Source organism: Salmonella sp. SJTUF15570 (assembly GCF_043357055.1).
In the GTDB taxonomy this organism is placed as follows: domain Bacteria; phylum Pseudomonadota; class Gammaproteobacteria; order Enterobacterales; family Enterobacteriaceae; genus Salmonella; species Salmonella enterica.
Genome location: NZ_JBEUKJ010000009.1, coordinates 141,821 through 156,772 on the forward strand (window position 1 = coordinate 141,821; position 14,952 = coordinate 156,772).

Genomic DNA, 14,952 nt, shown 5'->3' on the forward strand with positions numbered 1-14,952 from the left:
GTGTAAATTGTACAAACCATAACCTTTATGTCGGCATGGGTTAAAATCGTTAACATCTAAGCGCAGTTTGATCACTCCGGCAACCGCTTTTATTCCGGGTTACCACGGATTTCGCAAAAAAAAGCCCAACCGATGATATTGGGTTGGGCGATAATTCCTGTTGGCTGATATCCGGCAAACCTGCCTGATGGCGCTACGCTTATCGGACCTGGGCCAGATATCAGCCTGTAGACCGGATAAAACGCAACCGCGTCGTCATCCGGCGAATCTGCTCAGCGCATAATCTTATCGCCGCGCGAAAGCCCGACGACGCCTGAACGCGCCACTTCAACAATTTTCGCCACGTCGCGCAGCGAGGCCAGAAAAGCATCCAGTTTATCGCTGGTGCCCGCCAGTTGAACGGTATACAGCGTTGGCGTAACGTCAATAATCTGACCACGGAAAATTTCCGTATTACGCTTCACCTCTTCCCGTCCATAGCCGCTGGCCTGGATTTTCACCAGCATGATTTCCCGCTCAACGTGCGCTCCCTGTCCCAGCTCGCTGACGCGCAGCACATCAACCAGCTTGTGCAGCTGCTTTTCAATTTGCTCAAGCACTTTTTCATCGCCTACCGTCTGGATAGCCATGCGCGACAACGTCGGATCGTCTGTCGGCGCGACGGTCAGGCTTTCAATATTATATCCGCGTTGCGAAAAGAGGCCGATAACCCGCGATAACGCCCCAGATTCGTTTTCCAGTAATACCGATAAAATCCGGCGCATCATCAGGTCCTCTCCGTTTTGCTTAACCACATTTCGTCCATCCCGCCCCCGCGAATCTGCATCGGATAGACATGCTCGCTGCCATCAACGGTGACATCGACGAACACCAGTCGGTTATTACGCACATGCTCAAGGGCTTCGCTGAGTTTACTTTCCAGCTCATCCGGACGGTTAATCTGCAGCCCGACATGGCCATATGCTTCCGCCAGGCGCACAAAATCCGGTAACGACTGCATATAAGACTGAGAATGGCGACCGGAATAGATCATATCCTGCCACTGTTTCACCATCCCCAGATAACGGTTGTTCAGGTTCAGAACCAGTACCGGCAGTTCATACTGTAAGGCTGTCGACAGCTCCTGAATGTTCATCTGTATGCTGCCATCGCCGGTCACGCAGACCACCATTTCTTTCGGCAGGGCCATTTTAACGCCCAGCGCAGCCGGTAGGCCAAAACCCATCGTGCCGAGCCCGCCGGAATTAATCCAGCGACGTGGTTTATCGAACGGGTAATAGAGAGCAGCAAACATCTGGTGTTGTCCTACATCGGACGTCACGTACGCGTCGCCCTTCGTCAGACGCCAGAGGGTTTCAATCACCGCCTGGGGTTTAATGCTTTCGCTTTCCGCGTCATATTTCAGGCACTGACGGGCGCGCCAGCTCTCTATCTGCTGCCACCAGTCGCGAATATCATCCTGCGGCTGAGACGGCGCATCCTGCGCCAGTAGCTCCAGCATTTGTTCCAGTACCAGGCGGGCATCGCCAACCACCGGGATATCAGCGTTAACCGTTTTGGATATGGACGTCGGGTCAATGTCGATGTGTAATACCGTCGCGTTCGGACAATATTTAGCGAGATTATTCGTCGTGCGGTCGTCAAATCGTACGCCAACAGCGAAAATCACGTCGGCGTTATGCATGGTCATATTGGCTTCATAAGTGCCATGCATTCCCAGCATTCCTAACGACTGGCGATGAGTAGCAGGAAACGCGCCCAGTCCCATTAATGAAGAGACCACCGGCAGGTTAAAGGTTTCAATGATGTGGCGCAGCGGCGCATAGCAGGCCGCGCTTATCGCCCCTCCCCCAACGTAGACCACCGGCTTTTTTGCCGACGCCAGCGTTTGCAAGGCACGCTTAATTTGTCCTTTATGTCCTGATGTTGTGGGATTGTAAGAGCGCATACTGACCGTCTCCGGCCAGGCATACGGCATTTTTTTCGCCGGATTCAAAATATCTTTCGGCAAATCCACGACCACCGGCCCAGGACGTCCGCTTGCCGCCAGCCAGAAGGCCTTTTTAAGCACCTGGGGAATATCTTCCGTCTGTTTGACCAGGAAGCTATGTTTGACCACCGGTCGGGAAATCCCCACCATGTCGCACTCCTGAAAGGCATCATAGCCAATCAATGAGGTGGCGACCTGGCCGGAAAGAATCACCAGCGGAATGGAATCCATATAGGCCGTAGCAATCCCGGTAATCGCATTGGTCGCTCCCGGTCCGGAAGTCACCAGCACCACGCCAACGTCGCCAGTGGCTCGCGCCAGGCCATCCGCCATATGCACCGCGGCCTGCTCATGACGCACCAGCACATGATCGATCCCTCCAACGGTATGTAGCGCATCATAAATATCAAGCACTGCGCCTCCAGGATAGCCGAACACCTGCTTTACGCCTTGATCGATAAGCGATCGGACGACCATCTCGGCTCCAGACAACATCTCCACGGCTTGCCTCCACTTTATACCTGTCATCACGGTTTGACGGACACCTTAACCGCTCGCTATCACGCCTGGCAATTGGGTGGAATGACGTAAAGATGGGGAAGGTTAGAATAATCAGGAGGCAAGAAGAGAAGAAATGGAGAAATACTCCGTCTGAATCACACCAGGTAATAAATAATCGCTTATAAATGCAGACTTACAGCAATTCATCTATTTTTCACAACGACGAAAAGAATCGCTCACCGTTAAATCAGCATAAAATTTTTGATATACGCAAAAAAGCAGAATAAACCAGAATTTGTTTCTGATTTATTCTGCCCGGTTTTATCGCTTACAAACAGAAACTAATAAATCTTCCATCCATTGGTGCCCTTTATCACGCCCAGCCGCTTCATGCCAGGAAAGGTAGCATGTCCGGCTATTCAGTTTTAAAGGCAACGGCAATATTTGCAGATCCAGCGATTCCGCAAACTCTTCCGCCAGCCAGCGCGGGGCAATAGCGACCAAATGCGTCTGCGAAACCACGTTCAGAACGCTGATAAGCGCCATGCCCTGATAAGCCACGCTCGACTGTTTATCCGGCGTGTCATACCACGGCTGACTAAATGACGCATAACGATCGAGAGAAACAACCGCATGTTGTTCATTATAAACATCGCCTTCCAGTAGCGGGCCGCTAATACGCGGGTGTTTTCGGCTGGCGACTAAAACCATTTCATCTTTAAATAGCGGTACGCTGGTAAACTCAGGACGACGGAATTCTTCATAACTAATAACGAACTCGGTTTCCTGATAGCGTAGCTGATGCTCAGTATTCTGATTCAACGACGCTTTAAAAACGACATGAATATTTGGCGCAATTTTTTCTACACGATTATAAATCTGTGACGTCAGGATATTATCCAGCGGACTGCACACGCAAAGATTGAATACACGTTCGCTGCTGGTCGGCTCAAACCCCGATCCCGGCAATTCATTTTGCACCAATTGCAACGCCTGACGGACTGAACCAAATAACTGAAATGCACGGGCAGTCGGCTGAATTCCTCGTCCATATCGAACAAAAAGTTCGTCATTAAACATAACCTTCAGACGCGCTACGGCGTTACTGACCGCAGGCTGCGACATTCCCAGCGTGTGGGCGGCGCGCGTAATATTCTGCTCTTGCATTACCGCATCGAACACGGTCAATAGGTTCAAATCAACCATGCGAAGCTGTGGTTTGCCCATATCTAAAAGATGCGGCTTTTCGGTTTTGACCTCTGGCATATTTAACTCCACTGTCACGCTTAACTCCCTTTTTCTGGCTGAAGGCAGAAATAATTCCTGAAAATATGATTTACCATGCATATAAAATAAGAAAAAGGGAAAGCGTTAAAATTCGGAAAACATAAAGACGCTGACAGAGACAAATAGAATGCCAGCGCAAGCGTAATGTGTCCTGAGTCACACCATTGCGATTCATAATGTTTAAATTACGCAAGCAATATAACCATAACTATGGCGAATACACAATCATACACCAAGTGAATGATCATTTAAGTTTCAATTAAATGTTTATATTATTAATAGCTAAAAAGTTAACATTAATTTATCAATAACTTTATCCTTATCCATTAAGTAAACAAGGTTATTTGTTAAAATATAAAACAAATCAAAAAGATAAACCAAACCTTTAGCATACCTTTAACAGGCCATTCCCCTAACCAATTTGCAAACAAAAATGCCTAAATATTTCAAACAATGAAAAGTATGAATGTCCACTCGTTCTTTTATCCTTTATTGGACGCGCAGCCCAGCACAATTAGCTAAAGTACGTATCCGGATATCGTCAACAAAATGCAATGGCGACAGAAAATAGAGTTGACATTAAACGGCATATCCAGTACCACTAAAAGCATAACGCATTCGCTGGAGCTGAATTAATGTCACATATCGTTCGTTTCACTGGGCTACTACTACTCAACGCATTTATTGTGCGCGGTAGACCGGTGGGCGGCATTCAACATTAAGTCAGCTCGAAGTCAAACAAAACCCGCGCCGTTGCGCGGGTTTTTTTATGCCTGACGCAAGGCGCCCCTGGAGACAAGGACCACATCATGAGCCAGCAAGTCATTATTTTTGATACGACCTTACGCGACGGCGAACAAGCGTTACAGGCTAGCCTGAGCGCGAAAGAGAAGCTGCAGATTGCCCTGGCCCTTGAGCGCATGGGTGTTGATGTCATGGAAGTAGGCTTCCCGGTCTCTTCTCCGGGTGATTTTGAATCTGTCCAAACCATCGCCCGCACCATCAAAAACAGCCGCGTTTGCGCCCTGGCGCGTTGTGTAGAAAAAGACATCGACGTCGCGGCACAGGCGCTGAAGGTCGCCGACGCGTTTCGCATCCATACTTTTATCGCCACCTCGCCAATGCACATCGCCACCAAGCTGCGCAGCACGCTGGATGAGGTCATCGAACGCGCGGTATACATGGTTAAGCGGGCGCGTAATTACACTGATGACGTAGAGTTCTCCTGCGAAGATGCTGGCCGGACGCCTGTTGACGATCTGGCGCGCGTGGTGGAAGCCGCTATAAACGCCGGCGCGAGAACCATTAATATTCCCGATACCGTGGGCTATACCATGCCGTTTGAGTTCGCGGGAATCATTTCCGGCCTGTATGAACGTGTCCCCAATATCGACAAAGCCATCATCTCCGTTCATACCCACGACGATTTAGGGATAGCGGTAGGCAACTCGCTGGCGGCAGTACATGCGGGCGCGCGTCAGGTTGAAGGCGCGATGAACGGTATCGGAGAACGTGCCGGTAACTGCGCACTGGAAGAAGTGATCATGGCGATTAAAGTGCGCAAAGACATCATGAACGTACACACCAACATCAATCACCACGAAATCTGGCGCACCAGCCAGACCGTCAGCCAGATCTGTAACATGCCGATCCCGGCCAACAAAGCGATTGTCGGCAGCGGCGCTTTCGCCCACTCTTCCGGCATCCACCAGGATGGCGTCCTCAAGAACCGCGAAAACTATGAAATCATGACGCCAGAGTCCATCGGTCTGAACCAGATACAGCTGAACCTGACCTCCCGCTCTGGCCGTGCCGCCGTGAAACATCGCATGGAAGAGATGGGTTACAAGGACACAGACTACAACATGGACCACCTGTACGACGCGTTCCTGAAGCTGGCGGACAAAAAAGGCCAGGTGTTCGACTATGACCTGGAAGCGCTGGCGTTTATTAATAAACAGCAAGAAGAACCAGAGCATTTCCGTCTGGATTACTTCAGCGTGCAGTCCGGCTCCAGCGATATCGCCACCGCTTCCGTGAAGCTGGCCTGTGGTGAAGAGATCAAGGCCGAAGCGGCGAACGGCAACGGCCCGGTCGACGCCATCTATCAGGCGATTAACCGCATCACTGGCTACGACGTTGAGTTGGTTAAATACGACCTGAACGCCAAAGGCCAGGGCAAAGACGCGCTGGGTCAGGTCGATATCGTCGTGAACCATCATGGTCGCCGCTTCCACGGCGTCGGGCTGGCGACGGATATCGTCGAATCCTCCGCCAAAGCGATGGTGCACGTACTGAACAATATCTGGCGCGCCGCCGAAGTTGAAAAAGAATTGCAACGCAAAGCTCAAAATAAAGAGAACAACAAGGAAACCGTGTAATGTCGAAGAACTATCATATTGCCGTACTGCCGGGCGACGGTATCGGCCCGGAAGTCATGGCGCAAGCCCTGAAAGTTATGGATGCGGTACGCAGCCGTTTTGATATGCGTATCACCACCAGCCGCTATGACGTCGGCGGTATTGCTATCGACAATCATGGTCATCCACTGCCGAAAGCCACCGTTGAAGGGTGCGAGCAGGCGGATGCCATTCTGTTTGGCTCCGTCGGCGGCCCGAAATGGGAAAATTTGCCCCCGGAAAGCCAGCCAGAGCGCGGCGCCCTGCTGCCGCTGCGCAAACATTTCAAATTATTCAGTAACCTGCGTCCGGCGAAACTGTATCAGGGACTGGAAGCATTTTGCCCGTTGCGCGCCGATATCGCCGCTAACGGTTTCGATATCCTGTGCGTGCGCGAGCTGACCGGCGGGATCTATTTCGGACAGCCAAAAGGCCGTGAAGGCAGCGGTCAGTACGAAAAAGCCTTTGATACCGAAGTTTATCACCGCTTTGAGATCGAGCGCATTGCCCGTATCGCCTTTGAATCGGCGCGTAAACGCCGCCGTAAAGTCACCTCTATTGATAAAGCCAACGTACTGCAAAGCTCTATCCTGTGGCGTGAGATCGTCAACGATGTCGCGAAAACGTATCCCGATGTGGAACTCGCGCACATGTATATCGATAACGCCACCATGCAGTTGATTAAAGACCCGTCGCAGTTTGACGTACTGCTGTGCTCTAACCTGTTCGGCGACATTCTGTCCGACGAATGCGCCATGATCACCGGCTCAATGGGGATGTTGCCCTCCGCCAGCTTGAACGAGCAAGGATTTGGCCTGTATGAACCGGCTGGCGGCTCCGCGCCGGATATCGCCGGGAAAAATATCGCCAATCCAATTGCGCAGATCCTGTCGCTGGCGCTGCTGCTGCGCTACAGCCTGGATGCCAACGATGCGGCAACGGCCATTGAACAGGCGATCAATCGCGCATTAGAAGAGGGCGTTCGCACCGGCGATTTAGCCAGGGGCGCTGCCGCAGTCAGTACCGATGAGATGGGCGATATTATCGCCCGCTATGTCGCAGAAGGGGTGTAATCATGGCCAAAACGTTATACGAAAAATTATTTGATGCCCACGTGGTCTTTGAGGCGCCAAACGAAACGCCGCTGCTGTACATCGACCGCCACCTGGTGCATGAAGTCACCTCTCCGCAGGCGTTTGACGGTCTGCGCGCGCACCATCGTCCGGTACGTCAGCCAGGGAAAACCTTCGCCACGATGGATCACAACGTCTCGACGCAGACTAAAGACATTAATGCCTCCGGTGAAATGGCGCGTATCCAGATGCAGGAGCTGATTAAGAACTGTAACGAGTTCGGCGTCGAACTGTATGACCTGAATCACCCGTATCAGGGCATCGTCCATGTGATGGGGCCGGAACAGGGCGTCACCCTGCCGGGCATGACCATCGTCTGCGGCGACTCCCACACCGCCACCCACGGCGCGTTTGGCGCGCTGGCCTTCGGCATCGGCACTTCTGAGGTAGAACATGTACTGGCGACGCAAACCCTGAAACAGGGGCGCGCTAAAACCATGAAGATTGAAGTCACGGGCAACGCCGCGCCGGGCATTACCGCCAAAGACATCGTGCTGGCGATCATCGGTAAAACCGGCAGCGCCGGCGGCACCGGGCACGTGGTTGAATTTTGCGGCGACGCTATCCGCGCGCTGAGTATGGAAGGCCGCATGACGCTGTGCAATATGGCGATTGAGATGGGCGCCAAAGCCGGTCTGGTCGCCCCGGATGAAACCACTTTTAACTACGTAAAAGGGCGTTTGCACGCGCCGAAGGGCCGCGATTTTGACGAAGCCGTCGAGTACTGGAAAACGCTGAAAACCGATGACGGCGCGACCTTTGATACTGTCGTCACCCTGCGGGCAGAAGAAATCGCGCCGCAGGTGACCTGGGGCACTAATCCGGGCCAGGTGATTTCCGTCACCGACATCATCCCCGATCCCGCCTCCTTTAGCGATCCGGTTGAGCGCGCCAGCGCCGAAAAAGCGCTGGCTTATATGGGCTTACAGCCGGGCGTACCGTTAACGGACGTTGCTATCGATAAAGTCTTTATCGGCTCTTGTACCAATTCGCGCATTGAAGATTTGCGCGCGGCGGCGGAAGTCGCCAAAGGGCGCAAAGTCGCGCCTGGCGTACAGGCGCTGGTGGTGCCGGGTTCAGGTCCGGTGAAAGCGCAGGCGGAAGCGGAAGGTCTGGACAAGATCTTTATCGAAGCAGGATTTGAATGGCGCTTACCGGGCTGTTCCATGTGCCTGGCCATGAATAATGACCGCCTGAACCCGGGCGAGCGCTGCGCATCCACCAGCAACCGTAACTTTGAAGGCCGTCAGGGCCGCGGGGGTCGCACGCATTTAGTCAGCCCGGCGATGGCCGCCGCTGCCGCCGTTACCGGCCACTTCGCCGACATTCGCAGCATCAAATAAGGAAACTACCATGGCAGAGAAATTTACCCAGCATACCGGCCTGGTTGTCCCACTGGATGCCGCCAACGTCGATACCGATGCAATTATCCCTAAACAGTTTTTGCAGAAGGTTACGCGCACCGGTTTTGGCGCCCATCTGTTTAACGACTGGCGCTTCCTGGACGAAAAGGGCCAACAGCCAAATCCGGAATTCGTGTTGAACTTTCCGGAATATCAAGGCGCGTCGATTCTGTTGGCGCGAGAAAACTTTGGCTGCGGCTCGTCACGCGAGCACGCGCCGTGGGCGCTGACCGATTACGGCTTTAAAGTGGTGATCGCGCCAAGCTTCGCCGACATTTTCTACGGCAACAGCTTTAACAACCAACTGCTGCCGGTAACCCTGAGCGACGCACAGGTCGATGAGCTGTTTGCTCTGGTGAAAGCCAATCCGGGGATTCATTTTGAAGTGGATCTGGAAGCACAGGTGGTGAAAGCAGGCGATAAAACCTATAGCTTTAAAATCGACGACTTCCGCCGCCACTGCATGTTGAACGGTCTGGACAGCATTGGGCTGACGCTGCAGCACGAAGACGCGATTGCCGCCTACGAAAATAAACAACCGGCATTTATGCGGTAACCCTTGACGCCTTACCGGGCCTACAGGTTATGCAATATCACCAGGTTGCCACTATATCCTGTAGGCCTGATAAGCGTAGTACCATCAAACTTCGGGTTACTCATCAGTCGCTCATGCCGGGGATACTCCGGCATTTTTTATACGTCTTTTACTCGCCCGCTCACCCCCGCGTGACCACAGAAACCGCCGCATAAATCCCGTTGAGACGCCGTCCCATCGTCGTCATCCAGAAACAGCCGAAATAAAAAAAGCCAGCAGATATTATCTGCTGGCGGGTGATTTTAGGCTATCGCCTACACCAATACTCAGTCACACATGATGTCTGCAATTGGCTTCAATCGGTCGCCTCCCACTGCATCAGTTCCGCGAGCATTTTTAAGCGCTGCGGCGCGCTCAGGCAAGCCAGCCAGGACGTTTTTTCCGTCGCGGCAAAATATCTCAACCAGAACTGGCGCATAGTGACCTCTTCCTCTTGCTTCATCGAAAGATATTATTGGCCTAATATAGGGATAATAAAATTGCTGAGTTTTTCATCGGAGTTCCCCTTTTATGCCCTCAGGTCGCCTGCAACAACAATTTATCCGTCTCTGGCAATGTTGTGACGGTAAAACGCAAGACACCACGCTTAATGAGCTGGCGGATCTGCTGAACTGTTCGCGTCGCCATATGCGTACGCTGCTAAATACGATGCAGGCGCGCGGTTGGCTAACATGGGAAGCCGAAGTTGGACGCGGAAAGCGTTCGCGTCTGACGTTCCTGTATACCGGACTGGCGCTGCAACAGCAGCGGGCGGAAGACCTGCTGGAACAAGATCGAATCGATCAACTGGTACAACTGGTCGGCGATAAAAGCGCTGTCAGGCAAATGCTGATTTCCCATCTGGGACGCAGCTTCCGCCAGGGGCGGCATATTCTGCGGGTTCTTTACTATCGTCCGATGCACAATCTCCTGCCGGGAACCGCATTACGTCGCTCGGAAACCCATATTGCCCGGCAAATTTTCAGTTCGCTCACGCGGGTAAATGAGGAAAACGGGGAACTGGAAGCGGACATTGCCCACCACTGGCAGCAAATTTCCCCTTTACTGTGGCGCTTCTACCTGCGCCCTGGCATTCATTTTCATCATGGCCGCGAGCTGGAGATGGAAGATGTCATCGCCTCGCTGACGCGTATCAATACGCTTCCGCTTTACTCGCACATCACAAAGATAGACTCCCCTACCGCGTGGACGCTGGATATTCATCTTTCCCAGCCGGATCGCTGGTTGCCGTGGCTGCTGGGCCAGGTCCCGGCGATGATTTTGCCGCGGGAGTGGGAAACACTGGCTAATTTCGCCAGCCACCCTATCGGCACCGGGCCTTATGCCGTGCGGCGTAATACGCCGAACCAACTCAAGATACTCGCCTTTGATGACTACTTCGGCTATCGGGCGTTGATAGACGAAGTGAACGTCTGGGTACTGCCGGATATCAGTGAAGAACCGGCCTGCGGCTTGATGCTGGAAGGGCCGATACAAGGCGGTGAAAAAGCGATAGAAAGCCGACTGGAAGAGGGGTGCTATTACCTGCTATTCGACGCCAGAACGCCGCGCGGCGCGCATCCGCGGGTCAGAGAATGGGTAAGCCACGTCCTCTCCCCCACCAATTTACTCTATCATGCCGATGAACCGCTACAGCAGCTCTGGTTCCCGGCCTATGGGCTTTTACCGCGCTGGCATCACGCCCGTCCAGGCCCGGGCGAAAAACCCGCCGGGCTGGAAACCCTCACGCTGACCTTCTATCGCGAACACATTGAGCACCGGGTTATCGCCCGTATCATGAGCGCGCTTCTGGCTGAACATCAGGTGCATCTGCATATTCAGGAGATCGACTACGATCAATGGCACGCCGGCGACATCGAAAGCGATATCTGGCTCAATAGCGCTAACTTTACGCTGCCGCTGGATTTCTCGCTGTTCGCGCACCTGTGCGAAGTACCGCTCTTGCAGAACTGCATTCCGCGCGACTGGCAGGACGACGCCGCGCAGTGGCGCGCTGGCGAGATGAACCTGGCGAACTGGTGCCAGCAACTGCTGGTCAACAAAGCGATTGTGCCGTTGATCCACCACTGGCTGATTATCCAGGGACAGCGCAGTATGCGCGGGCTGCGCATGAATACCCTCGGCTGGTTTGATTTTAAATCGGCGTGGTTTGCGCCGCCAGATCCTTAACGCCAGCTCTTGATTGCTGCCCGGCAACAAAATCACTACACTAACGCCGAACTCAACGGGGTGCCGCGCTCATGCGCGCGCTGAGAAAATACCCGTCGAACCTGATCCGGATAATGCCGGCGAAGGGATTTGAGGTTACCTCTCAAGTCCTTTGCCACTCTTTCACTGAGGTGCAAAGTGTTAAAAAAATATCTTCCGCTTTTACTCCTGTGCGCGGCGCCTGCTTTCGCCAAACCCGTTCTCACCGTCTATACCTACGACTCGTTCGCCGCCGACTGGGGGCCAGGCCCGGCGGTGAAAAAAGCGTTTGAAGCCGATTGCAACTGCGAGCTGAAACTGGTGGCGCTGGAGGATGGCGTTTCGCTGCTCAACCGCCTGCGGATGGAGGGGAAGAACAGCAAAGCCGATGTGGTGTTGGGGCTGGACAACAATCTGCTGGAAGCGGCCACGCAAACTAAACTCTTTGCCAAAAGCGGCGTGGCGAATGAAGCGGTCAAGGTGCCCGGCGGCTGGAAAAACGACACATTTGTGCCGTTCGATTACGGCTATTTCGCCTTTGTCTACGATAAAAGCAAGCTGAAAAATCCGCCGAAAAGCCTGAAAGAACTGGTCGAGAGCGATCAAAAATGGCGGGTGATTTATCAGGACCCGCGTACCAGTACGCCAGGGCTGGGGCTGTTACTGTGGATGCGCAAAGTCTATGGCGATAACGCGCCGCAGGCCTGGCAAAAACTGGCGGCCAAAACGGTGACGGTGACGAAAGGCTGGAGCGAGGCCTACGGCTTATTTCTGAAAGGTGAAAGCGATTTGGTGCTCAGTTACACCACCTCTCCGGCGTATCACATTATTGAAGAGAAGAAGGACAATTACGCCGCCGCGAACTTCAGCGAAGGCCATTACTTACAGGTAGAAGTCGCGGCGCGTACCGTCGCCAGTAAGCAGCCGGAACTGGCGGAGAAATTCCTCAAATTTATGGTTTCTCCGGCGTTTCAGAACGCCATACCCACCGGCAACTGGATGTACCCGGTAGCGGACGTCGCCCTACCAGCAGGGTTTGAATCATTGGCAAAACCCGCCACAACGCTGGAATTCACGCCGCAACAAGTGGCAGCACAACGCCAGGCATGGATTAGCGAATGGCAACGCGCCGTCAGCCGTTAATTCCCGGCTGGCTGATTCCGGGGCTGTGCGCCGCCGCGCTGATGATAACCGTCTCGCTGGCGGCCTTTCTGGCGCTTTGGCTGAACGCGCCGTCGGGCGCGTGGTCGACAATCTGGCGGGATAGCTACCTGTGGCATGTGGTGCGCTTCTCATTCTGGCAGGCGTTTCTGTCCGCAGTGCTGTCTGTGGTCCCGGCGGTTTTTCTCGCCCGCGCGCTTTATCGACGCCGTTTTCCTGGACGTCTGGCGCTGCTGCGTCTGTGCGCCATGACGCTGATTCTGCCGGTACTGGTTGCCGTGTTCGGTATTCTTAGCGTGTATGGCCGTCAGGGCTGGCTGGCCTCGCTGTGGCAGATGCTGGGGCTTCAGTGGACATTCTCCCCCTACGGCTTGCAGGGCATTTTACTGGCGCACGTCTTTTTTAACCTGCCAATGGCGAGCCGTTTGTTGCTGCAATCTTTGGAAAGCATTCCCGGCGAGCAGCGCCAGCTCGCCGCCCAGCTCGGTATGCGCGGCTGGCATTTTTTCCGTTTTGTCGAATGGCCGTGGCTGCGCCGCCAAATTCCGCCCGTCGCGGCGCTGATTTTTATGCTCTGCTTCGCCAGTTTCGCAACGGTTCTGTCGCTCGGCGGCGGCCCGCAGGCCACCACTATCGAGCTGGCTATCTTTCAGGCGCTCAGTTATGACTACGATCCCGCCCGCGCGGCGATGCTGGCATTAATCCAGATGGTCTGCTGCCTGGCGCTGGTACTGCTAAGCCAACGGTTGAGCAAAGCGATTGCGCCGGGGATGACGCTGACGCAGGGCTGGCGCGATCCTGACGATCGTCTCCACAGCCGTCTGACTGACGCCTTATTAATCGTGCTGGCGCTGCTGCTGCTGCTTCCGCCGCTGGTCGCCGTGGTGGTCGATGGCGTCAACCGCAGCCTGCCGGAGGTGCTGGCGCAACCCATTCTGTGGCAGGCTGTCTGGACATCGCTACGCATTGCGCTGGCGGCGGGCGTTCTGTGTGTGGTGCTGACCATGATGCTGCTGTGGAGTAGCCGCGAGCTACGCCAACGCCAGCAACTATTCGCCGGACAAACGCTGGAACTCAGCGGGATGTTGATCCTCGCGATGCCGGGGATCGTGCTGGCGACAGGCTTCTTTTTACTGCTCAATAACAGCGTTGGCTTACCGGAATCCGCCGACGGCATCGTGATTTTCACCAATGCGCTGATGGCAATCCCCTACGCGCTAAAAGTCCTGGAAAACCCAATGCGCGATATTACCGCCCGTTATGGAATGCTGTGCCAGTCATTAGGAATTGAAGGCTGGTCGCGGTTAAAGGTCGTGGAACTGCGGGCGCTGAAACGTCCGCTGGCGCAGGCGCTGGCGTTTGCCTGCGTACTTTCTATCGGTGATTTTGGCGTCGTCGCGCTTTTCGGCAATGACAATTTCCGCACGCTGCCGTTTTATCTGTATCAGCAGATCGGCTCCTACCGCAGCCAGGACGGCGCGGTGACCGCGCTGATACTATTGCTGCTCTGCTTTACGTTATTTACCCTCATAGAGAAACTACCGGGCCGACATGCTAAAACTGATTGATATCACCTGGCTTTACCATCATTTGCCGATGCGTTTTACGCTGGCGGTAGAACGCGGCGAGCAGGTGGCGATTCTTGGCCCCAGCGGCGCGGGGAAAAGCACGTTGTTGAATTTAATTGCCGGTTTTCTTGCGCCTGCCAGCGGTACGCTACTGATTGCCGGCGACGATCATACGCTTACGCCGCCCTCACGCCGTCCGGTCTCAATGCTGTTTCAGGAGAATAATTTATTCAGCCACCTGAATGTGCAGCAAAATATCGGTCTGGGGCTAAACCCTGGGTTAACGCTCAACGCCAGCCAGCGGGAAAAACGGGACGCTATCGCACATCAGATGGGCATTGAGAGTCTGATGACGCGTTTACCGGGCGAACTGTCCGGCGGCCAGCGTCAGCGGGTAGCGCTGGCGCGCTGCCTGGTACGTGAACAGCCGGTACTGCTGCTGGATGAACCGTTCTCCGCGCTCGATCCCGCGCTGCGCCAGGAGATGCTGACGTTGGTCAGCGATATCTGCCGCGAGCGACAGCTCACGCTGTTGATGGTCTCGCACAGCGTGGAAGATGCGGCGCGAATTGCGCCCCGGTCAATCGTCGTCGCCGACGGACGCATTGCGTGGCAAGGCAAAACAGACGAGCTACTAAGCGGTCAGGCCAGCGCCTCAGCGCTATTGGGCATCAAATCCCATATTTTGTAGGCCGGATAAGGCGAAGCTGCCATCCGGCAAAGGAATC

General features: G+C 54.2%; 13 protein-coding genes and 1 riboswitch. Of the genes, 9 read left to right on the forward strand and 4 right to left on the reverse strand.

What is annotated here, in order from left to right; genetic code table 11:
- Nucleotides 1-272 precede the first annotated feature (272 nt).
- The 3 genes from ilvN to leuO form a co-directional block, all read right to left on the reverse strand.
- Nucleotides 273-764 (reverse strand): acetolactate synthase small subunit, encoded by a 492-nt coding sequence (ilvN, locus tag ABVN44_RS18050; protein ID WP_129339503.1) that lies wholly within the window; start codon nt 762-764, stop codon nt 273-275.
- 2 nt (nt 765-766) lie between these two features.
- A complete protein-coding gene (ilvI, locus tag ABVN44_RS18055; protein WP_001748923.1) occupies nt 767-2,491 on the reverse strand; it encodes an acetolactate synthase 3 large subunit in 1,725 nt (574 codons plus the stop codon).
- A 321-nt stretch (nt 2,492-2,812) separates the two neighbouring features.
- Nucleotides 2,813-3,757 (reverse strand): transcriptional regulator LeuO, encoded by a 945-nt coding sequence (leuO, locus tag ABVN44_RS18060; protein ID WP_001115420.1) that lies wholly within the window; start codon nt 3,755-3,757, stop codon nt 2,813-2,815.
- Between the two features lie 656 nt (nt 3,758-4,413).
- Here leuO and leuL point away from each other — a divergent pair.
- From leuL to leuD, 5 genes are all read left to right on the forward strand, one after another.
- Entirely contained in the window at nt 4,414-4,500 is an 87-nt protein-coding gene (gene leuL, locus ABVN44_RS18065; protein ID WP_001575587.1) for a leu operon leader peptide, read from the forward strand.
- An 87-nt stretch (nt 4,501-4,587) separates the two neighbouring features.
- Nucleotides 4,588-6,159 (forward strand): 2-isopropylmalate synthase, encoded by a 1,572-nt coding sequence (leuA, locus tag ABVN44_RS18070; protein ID WP_000082819.1) that lies wholly within the window; start codon nt 4,588-4,590, stop codon nt 6,157-6,159.
- Nucleotides 6,159-7,250 carry a 3-isopropylmalate dehydrogenase gene (gene leuB / locus ABVN44_RS18075; protein ID WP_000042336.1) on the forward strand — a complete coding sequence of 364 codons (1,092 nt, stop codon included), beginning with the start codon at nt 6,159-6,161 and terminating at the stop codon, nt 7,248-7,250. Before leuA ends, leuB begins: the two co-directional genes overlap by 1 nt.
- A gap of 2 nt (nt 7,251-7,252) precedes the next feature.
- Nucleotides 7,253-8,653: a 3-isopropylmalate dehydratase large subunit gene (gene leuC, locus ABVN44_RS18080; protein ID WP_001140632.1), complete on the forward strand. Its 1,401-nt coding sequence runs from the start codon at nt 7,253-7,255 to the stop codon at nt 8,651-8,653.
- 10 nt (nt 8,654-8,663) lie between these two features.
- Nucleotides 8,664-9,269 carry a 3-isopropylmalate dehydratase small subunit gene (leuD, locus tag ABVN44_RS18085; protein ID WP_000818264.1) on the forward strand — a complete coding sequence of 202 codons (606 nt, stop codon included), beginning with the start codon at nt 8,664-8,666 and terminating at the stop codon, nt 9,267-9,269.
- A gap of 334 nt (nt 9,270-9,603) precedes the next feature.
- Here leuD and sgrT read toward each other — a convergent pair whose 3' ends face one another.
- Complete coding sequence (gene sgrT, locus ABVN44_RS18090; RefSeq protein ID WP_001248755.1) at nt 9,604-9,726, reverse strand: glucose uptake inhibitor SgrT; 123 nt, start codon at nt 9,724-9,726, stop codon at nt 9,604-9,606.
- A gap of 92 nt (nt 9,727-9,818) precedes the next feature.
- Between sgrT and sgrR the strand changes: the two genes are divergently transcribed.
- The 4 genes from sgrR (at nt 9,819) to thiQ (ending at nt 14,915) form a co-directional block, all read left to right on the forward strand.
- Nucleotides 9,819-11,477, forward strand: a complete 1,659-nt coding sequence (gene sgrR / locus ABVN44_RS18095) for an HTH-type transcriptional regulator SgrR (protein WP_129339479.1) — start codon at nt 9,819-9,821, stop codon at nt 11,475-11,477.
- 46 nt (nt 11,478-11,523) lie between these two features.
- A riboswitch (TPP riboswitch) is annotated at nt 11,524-11,623 on the forward strand.
- Nucleotides 11,624-11,654: 31 nt separating this feature from the next.
- Entirely contained in the window at nt 11,655-12,638 is a 984-nt protein-coding gene (gene thiB, locus ABVN44_RS18100; RefSeq protein WP_000915326.1) for a thiamine ABC transporter substrate binding subunit, read from the forward strand.
- Entirely contained in the window at nt 12,614-14,224 is a 1,611-nt protein-coding gene (thiP, locus tag ABVN44_RS18105; protein WP_000235635.1) for a thiamine/thiamine pyrophosphate ABC transporter permease ThiP, read from the forward strand. The genes thiB and thiP overlap by 25 nt, the downstream gene beginning before the upstream one ends.
- Nucleotides 14,208-14,915, forward strand: coding sequence for a thiamine ABC transporter ATP-binding protein ThiQ (thiQ, locus tag ABVN44_RS18110; RefSeq protein ID WP_000915965.1), 708 nt, complete (start codon nt 14,208-14,210; stop codon nt 14,913-14,915). The genes thiP and thiQ overlap by 17 nt, the downstream gene beginning before the upstream one ends.
- Nucleotides 14,916-14,952: the final 37 nt, after the last annotated feature.

Bases quoted from the DNA above. Each gene is read 5' to 3' on its own strand.
- ilvN (WP_129339503.1), bottom strand. From the start codon at position 764: ATGCGCCGGATTTTATCGGTATTACTGGAAAACGAATCTGGGGCGTTA.
- leuO (WP_001115420.1), bottom strand. From the start codon at position 3,757: ATGCCAGAGGTCAAAACCGAAAAGCCGCATCTTTTAGATATGGGCAAA.
- leuL (WP_001575587.1), top strand. From the start codon at position 4,414: ATGTCACATATCGTTCGTTTCACTGGGCTACTACTACTCAACGCATTT.
- leuA (WP_000082819.1), top strand. From the start codon at position 4,588: ATGAGCCAGCAAGTCATTATTTTTGATACGACCTTACGCGACGGCGAA.
- leuB (WP_000042336.1), top strand. From the start codon at position 6,159: ATGTCGAAGAACTATCATATTGCCGTACTGCCGGGCGACGGTATCGGC.
- leuC (WP_001140632.1), top strand. From the start codon at position 7,253: ATGGCCAAAACGTTATACGAAAAATTATTTGATGCCCACGTGGTCTTT.
- leuD (WP_000818264.1), top strand. From the start codon at position 8,664: ATGGCAGAGAAATTTACCCAGCATACCGGCCTGGTTGTCCCACTGGAT.
- sgrT (WP_001248755.1), bottom strand. From the start codon at position 9,726: ATGCGCCAGTTCTGGTTGAGATATTTTGCCGCGACGGAAAAAACGTCC.
- sgrR (WP_129339479.1), top strand. From the start codon at position 9,819: ATGCCCTCAGGTCGCCTGCAACAACAATTTATCCGTCTCTGGCAATGT.
- thiP (WP_000235635.1), top strand. From the start codon at position 12,614: ATGGCAACGCGCCGTCAGCCGTTAATTCCCGGCTGGCTGATTCCGGGG.
- thiQ (WP_000915965.1), top strand. From the start codon at position 14,208: ATGCTAAAACTGATTGATATCACCTGGCTTTACCATCATTTGCCGATG.